Here is a 537-nt window from a genome sequence, read left to right on the forward strand (position 1 = left end):
TCTGGTACGTCGCCACCACGACCGTGCTGAACGCCGGCCAGTACTACGTCGAGCGGCACTACGCACGCGGCACCTCCCGCAGCCTGCCGCCCTCACCGCCTCGGCGACTGCGCATCCGGCTGGCCGGGCTGCGCGCCCGGCTGCACACGGTGACCGCCGCCGGCGGACGGTAGCCCCGCCACCCCGAGGGTCCGCGGCCCTTCCTCCCCGGGCCCCTCCTCCCCGGGCCCCGCCCGGGGAGGTCCGCGGAGGAGGGACCGTGCGGAGCCGGCTTCAGACACCGCGGCCGGGTGCGCTCATGTCCCCCGTCGCGGGCGTGCCGTCGGCGAGCCCGTAGCGCAGGAAGACGGTGCCCTTCGGCCCGGCCGCCGGAGGCTCGAGGAGGGTCACGTTGGTGGGTACCGTGCCACCGTCGAACACCTTCTTGCCCACCCCGAGCAGGATCGGGTGCACCCAGAGGTCGAGACGGTCGAAGAGCTTCTCGCGCAGGAGGCTCTGCACGAGGTTCAGGCTGCCGACGACCTTCACGTGCTCGTG

At 73.9% G+C, this 537-nt stretch carries 1 protein-coding gene and 1 pseudogene; one reads left to right on the forward strand and one right to left on the reverse strand.

Annotation, left to right across the window (positions count from 1 at the left end; genetic code table 11):
* Positions 1–173, forward strand: a pseudogene (locus tag G3I78_RS52580) (amino acid ABC transporter permease); the annotation flags it as partial.
* A 100-nt stretch (positions 174–273) separates the two neighbouring features.
* On the opposite strand, the gene G3I78_RS47425 reads toward G3I78_RS52580, so the two are convergent.
* A partial coding sequence (locus G3I78_RS47425; protein ID WP_203616506.1) for a dihydrofolate reductase family protein occupies positions 274–537 on the reverse strand: 264 nt, incomplete at its 5' end.

This window comes from Streptomyces sp. SID13726 (assembly GCF_010548375.1).
Classification (GTDB): Bacteria; Actinomycetota; Actinomycetes; order Streptomycetales; family Streptomycetaceae; genus Streptomyces.